This is a genomic window from Bradyrhizobium sp. USDA 4452 (assembly GCF_054063575.1).
On the sequence record NZ_JBSSGK010000001.1, the window covers coordinates 1,994,731 to 2,013,245 of the forward strand.

15 protein-coding genes are annotated in these 18,515 nt (G+C 64.9%); 4 read left to right on the forward strand and 11 right to left on the reverse strand.

Annotation, left to right across the window (positions count from 1 at the left end; genetic code table 11):
* Positions 1-62 precede the first annotated feature (62 nt).
* The 4 genes from ACVISU_RS09445 to ACVISU_RS09460 form a co-directional block, all read right to left on the reverse strand.
* Positions 63-980, reverse strand: a complete 918-nt coding sequence (locus ACVISU_RS09445) for an MBL fold metallo-hydrolase (protein ID WP_456706752.1) — start codon at positions 978-980, stop codon at positions 63-65.
* Between the two features lie 131 nt (positions 981-1,111).
* Entirely contained in the window at positions 1,112-2,326 is a 1,215-nt protein-coding gene (locus ACVISU_RS09450; RefSeq protein WP_050402375.1) for an acyl-CoA dehydrogenase, read from the reverse strand.
* Positions 2,327-2,516: 190 nt separating this feature from the next.
* Entirely contained in the window at positions 2,517-3,593 is a 1,077-nt protein-coding gene (gene ribB / locus ACVISU_RS09455; protein WP_050402376.1) for a 3,4-dihydroxy-2-butanone-4-phosphate synthase, read from the reverse strand.
* Positions 3,594-3,714: 121 nt separating this feature from the next.
* Positions 3,715-5,448, reverse strand: coding sequence for a cation:proton antiporter domain-containing protein (locus ACVISU_RS09460; RefSeq protein ID WP_456706753.1), 1,734 nt, complete (start codon positions 5,446-5,448; stop codon positions 3,715-3,717).
* A gap of 59 nt (positions 5,449-5,507) precedes the next feature.
* Here ACVISU_RS09460 and ACVISU_RS09465 point away from each other — a divergent pair, with 59 nt between their 5' ends.
* Positions 5,508-6,050: a DUF3124 domain-containing protein gene (locus ACVISU_RS09465; RefSeq protein ID WP_430641591.1), complete on the forward strand. Its 543-nt coding sequence runs from the start codon at positions 5,508-5,510 to the stop codon at positions 6,048-6,050.
* 61 nt (positions 6,051-6,111) lie between these two features.
* Complete coding sequence (locus ACVISU_RS09470; RefSeq protein WP_456706754.1) at positions 6,112-7,350, forward strand: aminotransferase-like domain-containing protein; 1,239 nt, start codon at positions 6,112-6,114, stop codon at positions 7,348-7,350.
* A 111-nt stretch (positions 7,351-7,461) separates the two neighbouring features.
* Here ACVISU_RS09470 and hpaD read toward each other — a convergent pair whose 3' ends face one another.
* From hpaD to ACVISU_RS09485, 3 genes are read right to left on the reverse strand one after another with little or no spacing between them, the layout of a single operon-like run.
* Entirely contained in the window at positions 7,462-8,316 is an 855-nt protein-coding gene (hpaD, locus tag ACVISU_RS09475) for a 3,4-dihydroxyphenylacetate 2,3-dioxygenase (RefSeq protein ID WP_050401611.1), read from the reverse strand.
* 23 nt (positions 8,317-8,339) lie between these two features.
* A complete protein-coding gene (locus ACVISU_RS09480) occupies positions 8,340-8,702 on the reverse strand; it encodes a helix-turn-helix domain-containing protein (protein WP_456706755.1) in 363 nt (120 codons plus the stop codon).
* Complete coding sequence (locus ACVISU_RS09485) at positions 8,703-9,983, reverse strand: amidohydrolase family protein (protein WP_456706756.1); 1,281 nt, start codon at positions 9,981-9,983, stop codon at positions 8,703-8,705. It lies immediately after the preceding gene.
* A 228-nt stretch (positions 9,984-10,211) separates the two neighbouring features.
* Here ACVISU_RS09485 and ACVISU_RS09490 point away from each other — a divergent pair, with 228 nt between their 5' ends.
* Positions 10,212-10,427, forward strand: a complete 216-nt coding sequence (locus ACVISU_RS09490) for a hypothetical protein (RefSeq protein ID WP_456706757.1) — start codon at positions 10,212-10,214, stop codon at positions 10,425-10,427.
* A 92-nt stretch (positions 10,428-10,519) separates the two neighbouring features.
* On the opposite strand, the gene ACVISU_RS09495 is transcribed toward ACVISU_RS09490, so the two are convergent.
* The 4 genes from ACVISU_RS09495 to ACVISU_RS09510 all read right to left on the reverse strand — a co-directional run bounded on the left by ACVISU_RS09495 (position 10,520) and on the right by ACVISU_RS09510 (position 17,338).
* A complete protein-coding gene (locus tag ACVISU_RS09495) occupies positions 10,520-11,338 on the reverse strand; it encodes an aldo/keto reductase (RefSeq protein ID WP_456706758.1) in 819 nt (272 codons plus the stop codon).
* Between the two features lie 164 nt (positions 11,339-11,502).
* On the reverse strand, positions 11,503-13,083 hold the full coding sequence (locus tag ACVISU_RS09500) for an alkaline phosphatase D family protein (RefSeq protein ID WP_456706759.1): 1,581 nt from the start codon (positions 13,081-13,083) through the stop codon (positions 11,503-11,505).
* 178 nt (positions 13,084-13,261) lie between these two features.
* Positions 13,262-13,627: a hypothetical protein gene (locus ACVISU_RS09505; RefSeq protein WP_456710788.1), complete on the reverse strand. Its 366-nt coding sequence runs from the start codon at positions 13,625-13,627 to the stop codon at positions 13,262-13,264.
* Positions 13,628-13,864: 237 nt separating this feature from the next.
* Positions 13,865-17,338 (reverse strand): indolepyruvate ferredoxin oxidoreductase family protein, encoded by a 3,474-nt coding sequence (locus ACVISU_RS09510; RefSeq protein WP_456706760.1) that lies wholly within the window; start codon positions 17,336-17,338, stop codon positions 13,865-13,867.
* 203 nt (positions 17,339-17,541) lie between these two features.
* On the opposite strand from ACVISU_RS09510, the gene ACVISU_RS09515 reads away from it, so the two are divergent.
* Positions 17,542-18,492 carry a hypothetical protein gene (locus ACVISU_RS09515; RefSeq protein WP_456706761.1) on the forward strand — a complete coding sequence of 317 codons (951 nt, stop codon included), beginning with the start codon at positions 17,542-17,544 and terminating at the stop codon, positions 18,490-18,492.
* Positions 18,493-18,515: the final 23 nt, after the last annotated feature.

Consider the following 18,515-nt stretch of genomic DNA (forward strand, 5'->3'; position numbering starts at 1 on the left):
ACGACACAGCCTGCGGTCTGATGGATTCCGGGCTCGTGCTTCGCACGCCCCGGAATGACGAGTCAGGCCATCCGGTACGTGCCGCCGATTACGGGATCGCCATCAGTCGCCACGACACCGCGCGCGACCAAGTCCTCCAGATGCGCCAGCACCGAATAGCCGGCGGCATTGGCGAGGCGCGGATCGAGCCCGATATAAATCGCTCGCACCATGGTCGGGATGTCGGCCTCGCCCTTGGCCAGGCGATGCAGGATCGACGCCTCGCGCGCGCGGCGATGCCGCGCCAGGAAGCGGACAAAGCGCGGGCCTTCCGGAATCTCCGGACCATGGCCGGAGAGATAGAGCTGCTCGGGACGCTGCTCCAGCCGCTCCAGCGAGGCCATGTAATCGATCATCGAGCCGTCGGGCGGCGCCACGATCGAGGTCGACCAGCCCATCACATGGTCGCCGACGAAATTGATGCTGCGCTCGGCCCAGGCGAACGCCAGGTGATTGGCGGTGTGGCCGGGGGTTGCCACCGCCTCCAGCGCGAAGCCCGCACCCTCGATGACGTCGCCGTGCTTGACCTCGATGTCGGGCCGGAAATCGCGGTCGGCGCCGGATTCCGGATTGTGCTTCTCGCTCTCGAAGCGCGGGCGCGAGGCGCGGTGCGGCCCCTCGGCATAGACGGGCGCACCAGTCGCGGCCTTGATCCGCGGCGTGTTCGGCGAGTGGTCGCGATGGGTATGGGTGACCAGGATGTGGGTCACGGTCTCGCCCCTGACCGCATCGAGCAGCGCCTTGGCATGCGCCGCATCGTCGGGACCGGGATCGATGATCGCGACCTTGCCCTCACCGACGATGTAGCTGACCGTGCCGGTAAAGGTGAACGGGCTTGGATTGTTGCAGAGCACGCGGCGCACGCCGGGGCGGACCTGTTCGACCACACCGGGCTGCAGCGGAAATTCGCGGTTGAACGGGACGTCGTCGTTGTCGGCCATGGGAGGTGCCCCGAATGCGATCTTGCAGGATGGGTAGAGCGCAGCGAAACCCATCATGCCAGCCGCATGGTGGGCAGTAAGATGGGTTTCGCTTCGCTCTACCCATCCTACGCTGTCGGGGATGGCGTCCCTTACGAGAACGCCTGGATGCCGGTGATGGCGCGGCCGAGGATCAGCGCGTGGACGTCGTGCGTGCCCTCATAGGTGTTGACCGTCTCGAGATTCGCGGCGTGGCGCATCACGTGATACTCGATCTGGATGCCGTTGCCGCCGTGCATGTCGCGAGCCATGCGGGCGATGTCGAGCGACTTGCCGCAATTGTTGCGCTTGACGATCGAGATCATCTCGGGCGCCATCTTGCCCTCGTCCATCAGGCGGCCGACGCGCAACGAGGCCTGCAGGCCGAGCGCGATCTCGGTCTCCATGTCGGCGAGCTTCTTCTGCACCAGCTGGGTCGCGGCGAGCGGCCGGTTGAACTGCTTGCGGTCGAGCGTGTATTGCCGCGCGCGGTGCATGCAGTCCTCGGCGGCGCCGAGCGCACCCCAGGAGATGCCGTAGCGGGCGCGGTTGAGGCAGCCGAACGGACCCTTGAGGCCGGAGACGTTGGGCAGCAGGGCGCTTTCCGGCACCACCACGTTGTCGAGCACGATCTCGCCGGTGATCGAGGCGCGCAAGCTGAGCTTGCCGCCGACCTTCGGCGCCGACAGGCCCTTCATGCCCTTCTCGAGGATGAAGCCGCGGATCTGGTTGTCATGGGCGGCCGACTTGGCCCACACCACGAACACGTCGGCGATCGGCGCATTCGAAATCCACATCTTGGCACCGTTCAGCTTGTAGCCGTCGGCGACCTTCTCGGCGCGGGTCTTCATGCCGCCGGGATCGGAACCGGCGTCCGGCTCGGTCAGGCCGAAGCAGCCGACCCATTCCCCGGTCGCAAGCTTCGGGAGATATTTCTTGCGCTGGTTTTCGTCGCCATAGGCGTAAATCGGGTACATCACCAGCGACGACTGCACCGAGTTCATCGAGCGATAGCCGCTATCGACGCGCTCGATCTCGCGCGCCACCAGGCCATACGCCACGTAGCTCGCATTGGCGCAGCCATATTCCTCGGGCAGCGTCACGCCGATCAGGCCGAGCTCGCCCATCTCGTTGAATATCTCGCGGTCGGTCTTTTCTTCCAGATAGGCCTTGGTGACCCGCGGCAACAGCTTGTCCTGCGCATAGGCCCGCGCGGTGTCGCGGATCAGGCGCTCGTCTTCGGTGAGCTGGTCGTCGAGCAGGAACGGATCATCCCACTGAAAGCTGGCGGCAGCCGGCTTGTCCTTGGCCTGGGGGCGCACGCTCATGAAACATCCTTTCGCATCGTCACTCGGAAATTGGCGGATAAATTAAAGCGCTATGCTGCGAAGCGCAATTGGTGATCCTCTCACCGTCCTTCCGGGGCGATGCATGGCATCGAACCCGGAATTTCGAGATTCCCCGGGGCGCAATCCCGCCCCTGTGGTTCTCGCTTCGCGAGCCCGGGAATGACGGGTGCTAGCACTCCAGCCTCTCGTTCGACACGATCTCGATGCCGAAACCGGACAGACCCTTGTAGTCGTGCACCGACGAGGTCAGGTGCCGGATCGAGGTGATGCCGAGATCGCGCAGGATCTGCGCGCCGACGCCGACCTCGCGCCATTGCTTGTTGCGATCGGCCTCCGCCGATTTCTGCTCGCTCACCGGCTGCACCGGAACTCCGGCTGCACCGTCGCGCAGATAGACCAGCACGCCGCGGCCGGCATCCTTGAAGTGCCGCAGCACGGCTTCCATCCGTGCCGGACCGGTGAAGAGGTCGGTCACGATATTGGGCTTGTGCAGCCGGGTCAGCACGTCCCGGCCGTCGCCGATGCCGTTGTAGACGAAGGCGGCGTGCATGATCTCGTCGAACGGCGAGCGATAGGCATAGCCTTGCAGCGGGCCGATCGGGCTTTCGGTGGTGAAGGTCGCGACCCGCTCGATCAGCTTCTCGCGCGCCTGGCGATAGGCGATCATGTCCGCGATCGTGACATGCTTGAGCTTGTGGGCAGCGGCGAATTTCGCGACCTGCTCGCCCTTCATCACGGTTCCATCGTCGTTCATCAGCTCGCTGATGACGCCGACCGGCGGCAGGCCCGAGAGCCGGCACAGATCGACCGCCGCTTCGGTGTGACCGGAGCGCAGCAACACGCCGCCATCGCGCGCGATCAGCGGGAAGATGTGGCCGGGCCGCGCGAAATCGTTGGCGCCGGCATTCGGATTGGCGAGCGCGCGGCAGCAGGAGGCGCGTTCGTCGGCCGAGATGCCGGTGCCGCCATCGGGCTTGTAGTCGATCGAGACGGTGAAGGCCGTGGTGTGGTTGGACTCGTTGTGCGCCACCATCGGATCGAGCCGCAGCCGGCGGGCGTCCTCGGTGGTGATCGGCGCGCACACGATGCCGGAGGTGTGACGGATGATGAAGGCCATCTTTTCCGCCGTGCAGAACGACGCCGCGACGATCAAATCGCCCTCGCCTTCCCGATCGTCATCGTCGGTGACGACGACGAGTTCACCCTTCGCAAAGGCTTGCAGCACTTCCTGGATCGTATCGGCCATTGTCCTGACATCTCGCTTTATGCAGGCAGTGGATTAGCCGGGTTCCGATGTCAGCGCCAGTATCATTATGCAACCCGCCATGCGTCCGGCAGGCATACCAGCGCGTGACAAGCACGGTCCCCTACGGCAGCACCTCGCGCCGGTCGCTGAGCTGGGCGTCCAGCTCGGCGCGCTTGTCGTCGAGCAGACCGGCGTCGGCGGCCTCGATCACCGAATAGAGCTCGCCGGCGTCGCTGAGCCGGGTCACCGTGACGTAGTCGGCGCCGGCCGCATAGAGGTCGTCGACGCCGCTCAGGAGGTCCGCGGTGGCGACGACCTTCGCGGTCGGATTGAGGGCGCGGACGTGGCGCACCAGCTTCTCATTGTCGGCGCCGACCAGCAGGAAATCCGGCACGCTCAGGATGATGATCTCGGCCTTGCCGATCCCGGCATGCACCAGCGTATCGACATTGCTGATGTCGCCATAGATCACGTGCATGCCGCGGTCGGTCAGCGTGCGGAACACCAGCGGGTTGAAATCGATGACGCTGATCTGCTCGAGCAGCGACTGGTTCTGCCGCTCGATCTGGCTGATCAACGCACTTGCGGCACGGAAAAAGCCGAGGATGACGATGCGGCGGATCTCGCCATGCCCGCCCTCCTGGGCGGCCTCGCCGCGGCCTTCACCCTCCTGGTCGAGGTCGCGCAGCCCGATCCGCTTCAACGGGCCGATCAGGCCGCGCACGATCTGGTCGCTGCGGCCCATCGCGAAGGTCGAAAGCACCGCCAGCACCACGAAGGCGAAAGAGGCCGCGTTCGCGGTTTCGGCGCTGATATGGTTGGCGGCGACGCCGGTCTGGATCACCACCAGCGAGAACTCGGAGATCTGCGCCAGATTGATCGCCGGCAGCAGGCTGGCGCGCAGCCCCTGCTTCATCAGATAGAGCGGCGTGAATGTCGTGACCAGGCGGCTCATCACCGTGAAGGCCGCGATCACAAGCGCGAGCCAGATCACCTGCAAGCCCGGGATCGGGATCGTCATGCCGAGCGCGACGAAGAACAGCGTGATGAAGAAATCCCGCAGCGTCGTGACCTTGGCGGTGACGTCGAGCGCGTAGGGAAAGGTCGAGATCGAGACGCCGGCGACCAGCGAGCCCATCTCGCGCGACAGATGCAGCCGCTCGGCGATCTCGCCGATCAGGAAGCACCAGGCGAGCGCACCGAGCAGCACGAGCTCGGGCCGCCGCGCGATCTGGTGGAACAGCCGCGGCAGCACGTAGCGGCTGAGCACCAGCGCCGTTGCGACCAGCACCGCAACGCGGGCGATCGACAGCAGCACGACGCTGATTTGCAGATTGTCGAGGCTCGGCTGCACCGCCAGGAACAGGATCGCAAAGATGTCCTGCAGCACCAGCACGCCGAGCGTGATGCGGCCCGGCAGCGTGTCCAGCTCGCGCTTCTCGTAGAGCACCTTGACGATGATGACGGTCGAGGACAGCGCGCAGGCGACGCAGAGATAGACCGCATCGAACTTGCCGCCGCCGATCGCAAGCCCGATCCCGGCAAAGAACGCCGCGCCGATCAGGCAGCCGCCGATCAGTTCGCCGGCGCCGGCGAACAGGATCACCTTGCCGGCACGGATGATCTTCTTGAGGTCGATTTCCAGCCCGATCATGAACAGCATGAAGATCAAGCCGAGCTCGGAGATGACGCTGATCGATTCCTGGGACTTGACCCAGCCCATGCCGAATGGACCAATGAAAAAGCCGGCGATAAGGTAGGCCAGTATCAGCGGTTGCCGGGAGAAATGGGCCAATAGCCCAATCCCCCAGGCAAACAGGATACAGAGCGTGATATCGGGAATCAGTTCATGCATGCGTCAAAGACTTCCTGTTGCCGCAACCTAGAGGGCCGGGCGTGAGGATCAACCGAGCAATGTGTCACATCCGCGCAGGCGGCATTTTTCTGGCAGTTCTGCTCTGCCTGCTCACCGTGCGCATGACGGAGGCGCTAGCACAATCCTCGGCAAGTATTGAACAAAATTTCGCGAACTCGCTGACGGCGGTGCCGTCGGAAGGCCTCACCGCATCCGGTGCATTCTACGTGCCGGTGTATTCCAGCGTGTCGATGAGCCAGGGCAAGCTCAGGGCCGATTTCTCGGCGACGCTCAGCGTGCACAACGCCTCCGAGACGAAGCCGCTGGTGCTGAAGCGGATTGCCTATTTCGACACGGCAGGCAGGATGGTGGAGAGCTACCTCAAATCGCCGGTCGCGCTAAAACCGTTTGCGACCATCGAGGTCGCGATCGCCACGTCAGATACCCGCGGCGGCACCGGCGCGAATTTCGTGGTGGATTGGGCGGCCGCCGGCGAGATCGCGGAACCGGCGGTCGAGGCATTGATGGTCGGCAGCGTCGGCGCCGGGCACTACGCCTTCATCAGCCAGGGTCGGCCGATCAGGCTGACCGGCAAGAACTGACTTCACAGGAGGCCGCTTCCCGCGGACCTTCTCAACGACAACAACACGGAGCGAAACGTCCATGTCCACCTCAGCCCAGTTCGACTTTGCACCGCTGCTTCCGGCCGGCCTGCCTGCGCCGGCTGCGCGATGGACCGGGCTTGCCAAATACTCCTTCGTCGGCGGCAACAACGACCCCGATCAGGTCCCGGTCGACGGGTTGCTGGAAGCGGTCAATGCCGTGCTGAAGCGCGAGGGCAGGAATCTGGCGACCTATAACCTCGCGCACGGGCCGCAGGGCTATCTGCCGCTCCGCCAGTTCCTCACCGAGAAGCTGAAGCGCGATGCCGGCATCGCCTGCACGCCGGAGGAGATCATGATCGTCTCCGGCTCGCTGCAGGCGCTCGACCTGGTCAATCAGACGCTGCTCGCCAAGGGCGACACCGTGCTGATCGAGCAGGAGACCTACCAGGGCTCGCTGAACCGGCTGACCCGGCTCGGCGTCAGTGCGGTCGGCATCCCTCTCGACGGCGATGGCATCCGGATCGATGCGCTGGCAGCAGCGCTCGCCGACCACAGGCGGCGCGGTATCACGCCGAAATACATCTACACCATCCCGACGGTGCAGAACCCGACCGGCTCGATCCTCCCCGAGAGCCGCCGCGCCGAGATGCTGAAGTTGTCCAAGGAATACGGCGTCCCGATCTTCGAGGACGATTGCTATGCCGATCTGATCTGGAACGGTGAGCGGCCGCCCGCGATCTATGCCATGAGCAAGCATGGCGGCGTGATCCATATCGGCTCGTTCTCGAAGTCGATCGCGCCGGCGCTGCGGGTCGGCTTCATCGTCGCGCCCTGGGAGATCATGTCGCGGATGCTGCCGATGAAGACCGATGCCGGCTCCGGCGCGCTGGAGCAGATGGTGCTGTCGGAATATTGCACGCCGCATTTCGCGACCCATGTGCCCAAACTGACGCGCGGACTGCGCGCCAAGCTCGACACGCTGATGGAGGCGCTGAACGAGCAGTTCGGCACGTCGGCCGAATTCGAGGCCCCGAAGGGCGGCATCTTCCTCTGGGTCAAGCTGCCCGACAATGTCGACACCATGAAGCTCTATCAGGCGGCACTTGCCGCCGGCGTCTCGATCAATCCGGGACCGGAATGGTCGACCAGCAAGGCGCATTCCACCAGCCGGCTCCGCCTCTGCTTCGCCAGCCCCTCGCACGAGCAGATCCGGGAGGGCGTCGCCGTGCTGGCCGAGGTGTGCCGCAAGGAGTTCGGCGTGCCCGCACGCAGCAGCAATGTGGAGAAGCGCGGCTAGAGCATGCTCAGAAAAAGTGCGAAGCGGTTTTCCGAAGATCATGCCAAAGCAAAAAGCCCGATGACGCTGCAACCAGACCTCATCGCGCTTTAGCAGGCCACATTCGCCGCCTCACGCGGCCAGGTGAAACTCCACATGCACCTGTCCGCTGCCGCTCGACGGGAAGTAGTCGCAGAGTTGCTCGGCGGCGCCGCGGAAATCGTACCAGCCCAGCGCGGCAAACAGCATGATGGTATCGGCCATTCCGCCCTCGCCGTTGCACCTTGTGGCGTAATCCGGAAGCATGTCGAGGAACTCCCGGTAACGGCGCTGCTGCCACAGCTCGAGAACGCGCAAATCGACCTGCCGGTTGAATTCGCTGGCGATTGACGTCCAGGCTTCGGGCCCGAGCTGCTTGTTCGGCAACAGCCGATGCGACAGCGATCCGCTGGCGAGCAGCGCGACCCGCTCGCCGGACAGCGCAACCGCACGGCGGGTCGCTTCGCCGAGCAGCCTGCTCTCCTCGATCGACGTGAACAGCGGCGATGCGACGGAGACGACCTTGGCCCGGCCATCCTGGTTCAGGTAGTGCATCGGGACGATGGTGCCGTATTCAAGACCGAGGCTTTCGACCCGGTGCGCCATCACATTGAGCCCATCGCCCGCCGCTTCGCGTGCAATCGCCTCTCCAAGCGCAGTATTCCCCGGCCAGTCGTAGCGCAGGTCCTTGATCATCTGCGGCGCCTCGTGGCTCGTGAACGAGCCGCGATGCCGGGCATTGGCGTTGACGTGGTAGCCGAAATTGGACAGCCAATGGGTATCGAACACCACGAAGGTGGATACATCGCGGTCCCTGGCGCGGCGGCCGAGTTCGTGCAATGCCGCGACCGCGCCGGCCCTCGCGTCATGCAGCGGGTGATCCGAACGTTCCGACAGCATCAGGGATGGTACGTGGCTGACCTTGGCAGCGAGAACGAGTTCACCCATCGACGCGATCATCCCCTTGCTTGTCAGGCCGCCTTGGGGGCGTCGCTGCGGAACGCATTCAGAATGCGCAGCAGCAGCACGATCGAGACGTTGCCTTTGCCTGCCTCTATGAGAGCAATGTAGCGCTGCGACACGCCGGATCGGCGGGCCAGTTCGCGACGCGTCATGCCGATATTCGCCCGCGCCCCCCGCATGGCCTCGCCCAGTTGCCGCAGGAAATCGCTTTCGGAAAACGACTCAACGCCAGGCCTGGACGAACGTGCCGATCGGTCTATGGAGGAACTATTTCCGGTCACGACATGCCCCTTTTGATTGCTCATCATCGACGAGCGGGATTTCCTGTCCTTGACGCGGATCAATGACAGGAAACCGGCGGGGCCTGCCACTTATCGTACCGAAAACGGCGCCTGATAGGGCCGGCCGAACGGCACGCCGTTGACCACGGTCTGCACCGGCTTCAGCAGCAGATTGCCGTCGCGCTTATTGTTGCGGGTGTCGACGAAGGTGACCGGTCCTTCGATCAGGTCCATGATCGCGACATCGCCGGGCGCGCCGCGCTGCAAGGTGCCGATTTTCGGGGTGCGGTTGATGATCCGCGCCGGCACCGAGGTCGCCATCGCCACCACCTGATCCAGCGAGGAGCCCATCGCCAGGAACTTGCTCATCACGTTCGGCAGGAACGGGATGCCGGGCGAGTTGCCGGAGAAGACGTGGATGTCGGAGGAGATCGTGTCGGGGGTGCAGCCGGCAGGGATCGCGATCTCGGCCACCGTGAAATCGAAGCTGCCGCCGCCGTGGCCGACATCGAACAGCACGCCGCGCTGCTTGGCGGCGAGCGCCGCCGGCAGCAGCTTGCCGTCCTGCACGATGTTGGTGAAGGCACCAGACATGTTCGGCGCGCCGGAATAGGCGTGGGTGAGGATATCGCCCGGCCGCAGCAGATCGAGGATGCCGGACATCAACTCCCTGGTCTCGACGCCGCCGATATGCACCATCATCCGAGCCGGCCAGCCGCACATCTCGCAGGCCTGGATGCCACGCTTCAGCGGCTCGATGCCGTGCTTGAAGATGACGTTCTCCGACATCCGCACCTTGACCCCGATCAGGAAGTCAGGGTTTTCGGCCAGCGCCATGGCGCAGGCTTCGACCTGGGCGTTGTCGATGTTGTAGAGCTCGGCCACCGGGAAGGCCGACAGGCCGTTATTGGCGATATGGAGGAAGGCGAAGATCCGCGTCCGCGACTGCGCCACGATGAAGCGCCGCAGCGCCGCGAGATTGTTGACGCCGGCATCGCCGGCCGAGACGACGGTCGTGGTGCCCTGGAATTGCACCAGCTCGTCGGCGGGAATCCCGATCGCCGAGCCGTACGGGTAGACGTGGCAGTGCAGATCGACGAGGCCCGGCATCACGAGCTTGCCCGACGCGTCGATGGTCTTGACGGCGCGCGCGGCCGGGATCTCGTCCTCGATCGCTTCGATCAGGCCCCAGCGAATGCCGATGTCGCGCCTGCCGCGCAGCGACTGGCTGGGATCGATCACGTCGCCGTTCCTGATCACGAGGTCGAACTTGTCGTCCGGTCCCATCGCCGCAGCGGCCGGCCCCGCGATGGCGGCAGCAGCGGCCGATCCCGTACCCTTCAAAAAATCCCGGCGTGAAAATTTGCTCACAACGTCCCCCCGAACATTGATTTTTGTGGCGCGATGATGCGTCGGACGCAGTGGTTAAGCAAGGCCGCCGAAAGAGGCGATAACGCTCATTGCTCAGTCGCCCAGCGAACGCACTCGTGCGTTGCGCTGCGGCAGTTGCTGAACAAGCGTTCAGAAAACTCCACCGGTTCCTGAGGAACGTTCCGATATCTGCACGGTTTTCTCCTCGCATCATTTGAGGAGGATGAAATGAAAAAGATTGGTTTTGTTGTTGCGGCGATTGGTGCGCTTGCGATAGCCGTTCCATCGATCGCGAGCGCCGAGACCGTCGTGATCAAGCGCGGCCATCACCACTGGGACCATGGCTGGGGCGCGCGCGCCGAGATGCGCCATGACCATGGCTGGCATCGCGGCTGGCATCACGACAATGACCGCGCAGTGGTCATCAGGCGCGATCGTTATTAACCATCGGCAGACACGAAAGACCGACACAACGGAAAATGGCTCCTCGCGGAGCCATTTTCTCGTTCTTCGTCCTGATCAGGTGCTCTCGGGATTTAGTCCCACGCCGGAGCAAAGCCCGGATTGACGCAGCGCATGTCCTTGCGCAGCGCGGCGATCGCCTTGCGGTCGTCATCGTCCAGCCTGACCTTGAGCGCATCGAGATTGGCCTTTTGGCTCTCGGCGCGCGAGGCTTTCGGAATCGCCGCAACGCCGTCCTGGTCGAGCAGCCATTTCAGCGCCACCTGCGCTGCCGTTGCATTATGCTTGCTGCCGATTTTCGCCAGCGTCTCGTCGGTCGCGAAACGGCCCTGCGCCAGCGGGCAATAGGCCACCAGCGGGATCGATTTTGCCGCGAGATATTTCCGCACCGCCGTCTGGTCCAGCATCGCGTGGTATTCGATCTGGTTACAGGCGATCGGCGCCTTGATGTCCTCGACCACGGTCTTGAGCAGCGCGGTAGTAAAATTGGCGACACCGATCGCGCGGGTACGGCCTTCCTCCTTCAGCTTCATCAGCGTCTCGAACACGGCCGGCAACTTCATGTTCCGCGACGGCCAGTGCACCAGATAGAGGTCGACGTGATCGAGCCGCAGCTTGTTCAGGCTCGCGTCGAACGCTTTCCGGATCGCATCCGGAGCGAGGTTCTCGTGCCAGACCTTGGTGGTCACATGCAGGTCCTTGCGCGCGATCTTGGCGTCCGCGATAGCGGCCCCGATCGCCTCCTCATTGCCGTACATCTCGGCGGTGTCGATATGCCGGTAACCGAGCCCGAGCGCGCTCTCGACCGCCGCGCGGCAGGCATCGCCCTGCATGCGGAAGGTGCCGAGCCCGAGCTGCGGCAGGCTGATGCCCTGTGTCTGCAGATTGTCCATGGATAGCTCCTGACGCGTGGGACGCCGATGTCATCGACGACGTCACGCCAGCAAATGGTCTGTAAGGAATGAAATTGGCAGAACTGCCGGCGCACAGTCTGCCCGCAAACCGCCACGTTGGGCAAGGCGCCCGCAATCAAGATGTCGCGACGGCCTATGCGAGCCTAAATATGTTCCGCCATGATCTGGCCGGGCCGCGCATCCGGCCGCGGCTCGATGTCGACCGACCAGAGATCATGGTTGTCGACGTCTTTCAGCGTCACTTTCATCACGCCGGTCCTGCCGTCGATATCGACGCGGCCAAAGAATTGCAGGCCGAAGCACGGCGCGAGATTGTCGCCCTGCTCGGCCGTGCAGCCCTTCTGGTACATCGCCTTCGGGCCAAAGGTATTGTCCAGCTCGCCCGGCGACCAGGTGCCGGCGTGCAGCGGGCCGGTGACGAACTCCCAGAACGGCTCGAACTCCTGGAACACCGCCCGGTTCGGATCATAATGATGCGCGGCGGTGTAGTGCATGTCGGCGGTGAGCCACAGCGTGTTGCGGACGCCGGCGCGCTTCATGAAGGACAGCAAGTCGGCGATCTCGTGCTCGCGGCGCTCAGGCGGGCCATCGCCGAGCGCCACCGCATCGAGGCTGACGAGGCCGATCGGCAGGTCCGCCGCGATCACCTTCCAAACGGCGTCCGACGCCACCAGCTCCCGCTTCAGCCAGGCGAGTTGGCTCTCGCCGAGGATGAACGCCTGGTCGGGATTGCCCTGCTTGTTCCAGCTGGAATCGCGGTACGAGCGCATATCGATGAGGAAGACGTCGAGCAGCGGCCCGTAGGCGATCTTGCGATAGACCCGGCCATCGCGCTCCGGCATCAACCGCATCGGCATGAATTCATGGAAGGCACGGCGCGCCCGCGCCACCAGGCGCGAGGTGCCGTCCGTATCATAGCCGGTCGCGTCAGCAGTGCCGATCGGCGACCAGTCGTCGGCCACCTCGTGATCGTCCCATTGCGCGAACATCGGGACCTCGGCGTGGAAGGCGCGGAAATTCTCGTCGAGCCAGTTGTATTTGTAGTTGCCGCGAAACTCTTTGAGGCTGTGCGCGACGACGGATTTCTCCTCCGTGACGACATTGCGCCAGACCTCGCCATTCGGCAGCGCCTGCTCCGACGGCACCGTGCAATCCGCATAGATGTGATCGCCGGAATGGATGAAGAAATCCGGGCGTTCGTTCAGCATGGTGCGGTAGCTGCGCAGGCCGCCGCGCGCGGGGTCGATGCCCCAGCCCTGCCCCACCACGTCGCCCGACCAGACGAACGAGACCGAGCGGCGGTCGGCCGGCGCGGTGCGGAAATGCCCGACCCGGCTTTCGCCGGCGATGCCGTCGCGATCCTCGAAGCGGACGCGATAGAACAGGTCCTGGCCCGGCGGCAGGTCGTCGAGCAGCAGCCTTGCGGTGAAGTCGCGCTCGGCCAGCGCGTCGGCGGTCACGCTGCGCAGGATAGTAGCAAAGCTCTCGACCGCGGCGCATTCGATCTGCATCCGCGCGGCGCGATCGGCCCGGGCCCAGATGACGGCGGAATCGCTGGCAACGTCGCCGGACTGGATGCCCGCGATCGCGGGCCGGTCCGCGGCGCGGCTCAAATAGGGCCTTGCCAGCGCGCCCAGTCCTGCCAGCGCGGCCGTCGACGCCGAGCGCACCAGAAGCTGACGCCTTGTGAGGCCTCGCCTCTTCGCGGAGATCGCTGTCGGCATCGAATAACCTTCGTCGAATCGCAACGAAGGTTTTGCCTGCGCCGTTTGACTCCGCCCTTACGGTTTCTTGACTCTGGGCCGACGGTTTTGCGACGGCGGTGTGACTCGGGGGAGATTGAGATCGGAACGTGTTGTTCGGCTGGAGCGCTCAAACGCCAAGCCCGTCATCCTGAGGATCTCACCGCTGCCAGTTACAGATGCCGCCGGTGCGGCAGGGCCAGGTCTGGATCCTTGTGTCGCGGGCTTCGGCGTCGAGCGGGTTCGAGTGCCGACGTGCGAGCTTGGCGCGAGCATGCACGTGTGCGGTCGCGCGCTTCTTCTCAGGTTGTGGCGTTACCCGGGTCGTGCGGACGGGCTTCTTCGGCGCGACTTTCGGCTCCTCAATCTGCGGCTCGACATTCGCATGCTGATCGGGGCCATGGTCGCCCTTCGCCTCGACCGGAACCGGCTCGAACTGCGCCGGGGGGCCGAGCGGCCTCGGGGAAAGCACGGCGCGGGAGAGATCGAGGCTGAGGAATTCGCCCGGGCGGTGGTCGTCGGCCATCGCCGCGCCGCCCCAAGCCAGGCACGCGGTACAAACACTTGCAACAAAAACGCTTTTCAGGACCGTCAAAAGGGCCTCCTGAAACTACTCGAACGGAACAGCCATCATGTAGGAGCCCGGCCGCGCAAATCCAGCCGCTGGTTGCGGGCGGGTTATCGGTCAACCAGGGCGGCCGAGGAAAGTTCCGCGGCCCCGTTCACGCCAACCGGTAGCGGCGTCGCTCGAAACCCCTCTGCCCTACTCCGCCGCCTGCGCCAGCGGCTGGCCGATCGCACGCTCCAGCCGCGCGCATTCGGTGCGGAACCGCGCGACATTGCCTTCCTTGATGTGGCCGTAGCCGCGCACGAGGTCCGCTGCCTTCGCCAGCGCCACCAGCCGCGGCAAATCGAGCGGCTTCTTGCCGTCGAGGTGACGCAGGACCATCGATGAGTACTCCACCGGCAGCGCGCGCTCCATCTTGCGCTCGGCAGTATAGCCGAAAATGTCGAACGCGGTGCCGCGCAGGCCCTTCAGCCCGGCCAGCAGGCCGAACGCCTTGAAGATCCACGGCCCGAACTCGCGCTTCTGCAAGCGACCGGTGACGGGATCGCGCTGCGCCAGCAGCGGCGGCGCCAGCAGCACCTTCAGGCCGGAATTGCCCTCGAACTGCTCTCTCAGCGCCTTGCTGAACTCGCCGTCGGAATAGAGCCGCGCGACCTCGTACTCGTCCTTGTAGGCCATCAGCTTGAACAGGCCCTTGGCGAAGGCCTCGGTCAGGTCCTGCGAGCCCGGCGCTGCTGCGGCTTCGGCTGCGCGGACGCGCGCGACGTCGTCGAGATAGCGCTTGGCGTAGGCCGCGTCCTGATAGTCGGTAAGGAACTTGGCGCGGAACGCGATCGCTTCGTCCAGCGTCTTCTTGGCGGGTGCGGTGCCTGCGTTCTTGAAGCGCGCGGCGCTGACCACGCGCTGCAGATCATGCGCGGCGAGCCGGCCCCACGAGAATGCGGTCTTGTTCATCTCGATCGCGGCGCCGTTGAGCTCGATCGCCTTCAGGATGGCCTCGAGCGACAGCGGGATCGCGCCGCGCTGGAATGCGAAGCCGAGCATGAAGGCGTTGGTCGCGATGCTGTCGCCCATCAGCGCGGTGGCAAGCCCGGTGGCATCGAGGATGTCGAGATCGTCGGGCCGGACCGCGCCGTTCAGCGCATCGCGCATCGAACTGGCTTCAAAGTCGATGTCCGGATCGATCACGAAACTCGCGGTTGGCAGCAGGTCCGCGTTGACGACGGCGCGGGTGACGCCGCGCTCGGCGCGGCTCAGCGCCGGCACGCTGGTGGCGACGACGAGGTCGCAGCCGAGGATCAGATTGGCATTGCCGGGCGCGATGCGGACCGTGGTCAGCATGTCGGACGAGGGTGCGAGCCGGACGTGGCTCATGACCGCGCCGTTCTTCTGCGACAGGCCGGTGAAGTCGAGCGTCGAGCAGGCGAGCCCCTCGACATGCGCGGCCATGCCGAGCAGCGCGCCGATGGTGATGACGCCGGTGCCGCCGATGCCCGTGATCAGGATGTTGTAGGGATTGCTGAGCGCAGCCGCGGACGGCGTCGGCAAATCCGCGAACAGCGCCTTGGGATCGGCGGCGGTGCGGTCGGCCTTGCGCAGCTTGGGATCCTGCACCATCACGAAGCTCGGGCAGAAGCCCTCGATGCAGGAGAAATCCTTGTTGCAGTTCGACTGGTCGATGCGGCGCTTGCGGCCGAGCTCCGTCTCCAGCGGCTGCACCGAGACGCAGTTCGACGCCACCGAGCAGTCGCCGCAGCCTTCGCAGACGCGCTCGTTGATGAAGACGCGCTTGGCCGGATCGGGAAACAGCCCGCGCTTGCGGCGGCGGCGCTTCTCCGCGGCGCAGGTCTGGTCGTAGATCAGGACGGTGAGGCCCTGGATCTCGCGCAAGGTGCGCTGCACGGCATCGAGCTCGCGGCGATGGTGGATGGTTGCGCCGGACGGGAAGTAATTGGCGGGATATTTGTCGGGATCGTCGGAGACGATCGCAAGCTTCTTGGTGCCCTCCGCCCAGACCTGATGCGCGATCTGCGCCACCGTAAAGCCGCCCTCCGCGGGCTGGCCGCCGGTCATCGCCACCGCGTCGTTGTAGAGGATCTTGTAGGTGATGTTGACGCCGGCCGCAGCCGCCGCGCGCAGCGCCAGCAGGCCGGAATGCGTGTAGGTGCCGTCGCCGAGATTCTGGAACACGTGCTGTTCGCTGGTGAACGGCGCCTGCCCGATCCAGCTCACGCCCTCGGCGCCCATATGCGAGATGGTCTGGGTGTTGCGGTTCGGCACCGACAGCGCCATGCCGTGACAGCCGATGCCGGCCATGGCGCGGCTGCCCTCGGGAATCTTGGTCGAGGAATTGTGCGGGCAGCCCGAGCAGAAATACGGCGTACGCTGCAGCTTCGCCGTGCCAGTGCCTTCGGCCGGGCGATCGAGCGCCTCGAGTTTGGCCAGCCGCTGCTCCAGCAGCGGGCTGTGGTGGCCGAGCTTGCGCAGCCGTGCGACCACCGCGGCCGCCACCATGGTCGGCGTCAGTTCGCCCTCGCTCGGCAGCAACGGCGCGCCGCTCTCGTCACGCTTGCCGACTACCGATGGACGCTTCGAGGCATCCATGTTGTAGAGGATGCGAACCAGCTGGTCCTCGATGAAGCCGCGCTTCTCCTCGACGACCAGCACGTCCTGCAGGCCTTCGGCGAAGTCCCGCGCGCCGCGCGCTTCCAGCGGCCAGGTCAGCGCCACCTTGTAGATGCGCAGGCCCAGCGCCTGCGCATCGGCGTCGGTGATGCCGAGATCGGCGAGTGCCTGGCGCAGATCGAGATAGGCCTTGCCGGTCGCCATGATGCCGAGCCGCGCCGGCTTTGAATCCAGCACGATGCGATCGAACCGGTTGGCGCGGGCGAACGCCGCGACCGCCTCCATCTTGGGCCCATGCAACCGGCGCTCGGCCTCCAGCGGCGGATCCGGCCAGCGGATCGACAGCCCGCCCGGCGGCATCTCGAAATCGTCGGGCATGATGATCTTGATGCGATCGGGATCGCTGACGATCGAGGCCGAGCTTTCCACCGTCTCCGAGATCGCCTTGAAGCCGACCCAGCAACCGGAATAGCGCGACAGCGCGAAGCCGAGGATGCCGAGGTCGAGATAGTCCTGCAGCGTCGCCGGATTGACCACCGGCATCAGCGCCGAGGCGAACACCTGCTCGCTCTGATGCGCCAGAGTGGAGGACTGGCAGCCATGGTCGTCGCCGGCGAGCGCGATCACGCCGCCATTCGGCGAGGTGCCGGCCGAATTGGCGTGCTTGAGCGCATCGAGCGAACGATCGACGCCGGGGCCCTTGCCGTACCAGATGCCGAACACACCATCGACCTTGGCGCCGGGGAACATGCCGACCTGCTGGCTACCCCACACCGCGGTCGCCGCCAGATCCTCGTTGAGGCCGGGAACGAAAGCGATGTCATGCTCCTTGAGGAAGGATTTCGCCCGCCACAGCGCGTGGTCATACATGCCGAGCGGCGAGCCGCGGTAACCGGAGATGAAACCCGCGGTGTTCAGCCCATGCGCGCGGTCGCGTTCGCGCTGCAACATGGGCAATCGGACCAGAGCCTGGGTACCGGAGAGGAAGATTCGTTTGGTATCCAACCGGTACTTGTCGTCCAGTCCAACTTCCATCAACGCCATCAGTTTCAGGCTCCCCGCCGATCAGGTCACGCCGGTCCGAACCGGTCTCATTATCTTCCGAATGATCATGCATCAGCATGCACTGATTTTGTTATGCATGAACAGCCCCGTTCCATGGCCGCAGCACATATCTCCGCCGAGCGCGCGAGGCCTTGCCGAAGCCCGGCATCTTTGAAACGGTGGCGCGCAAAAGGAGACCAAGGATGATCAAAGTCGAATCCGCGTTCACGACGGAAATCGTGGAGAACGGCGGTTTGTTGGTGGGTCCCTGGCGCAGCCCGAAGCAGATGCTGCAGGCCCAGACCTACGACTCCCACGCCTCGATCCACGACGATGCAACCGCGCAGAAGCTCGGCTTCCGCGGCGGCACGATCGAGGGACCGAACCATTTCAGCCAGTTCGCTCCACTGTGCGAGCGGATCTGGGGCCGGGCCTGGTTCATGACCGGATGCCTGTCGGCGCACTATCGCAATCCGGTGTTCGAAGGCGAGGAGGTGCAGGCCCAGATCGAGAAGCCGAAGCCGGGCCAGACCGTTTGCACCATCGGGATGATCAAGCGGGACGGCACCGAGATCCTGCGCGGCACCGCCTCGATCGACGGTGACGGCAGCGAGACGGCGCTGAGCCGCCGGCTCGGCGAATTGAGGCCGCTGGCCGATCCCGTGATCCTCGCCGACATCAAGATCGGCATGAAGACGCCGCGGCAGGCGATCAGGATGGATTTCGACCAGAACATGGGCGATCTCTATCCGTTCTCGCTGGCCGACAAGCTCAAGGTGATCACCGAGCCTTCGGACTATTATTCGCTGGAGCACAATCCCTGGGGCCGCGCCATCATCCCGATGGAGATGCTGAGCGTGCTGTTCCAGTACCGCGCGCGCGAGGACCGGCTGCCGGTCCGCGGTCCGGCCGTCGGACTGTTCGCCGACCAGGAGATCCGCCTGCTGCGCGGGCCACTGTTCCCGGGCGAGACCTATTGGGTCGAGCGCGAGGTTGTTGCGCTCTCGGGCAGCAAGCGTACCGAGAGCATGTGGGTGCGCTCGACCGTGTTCGATGCCGACAACGCCGTGGTCGCGACCATGCTGCTGAACGGCGCCAGCATGAAGGATTCCTACGCCAACTACGAAAGCGAGCACAAAGCGCTTTACGGCTGACGCGACAGCCAACTCACCCGCAA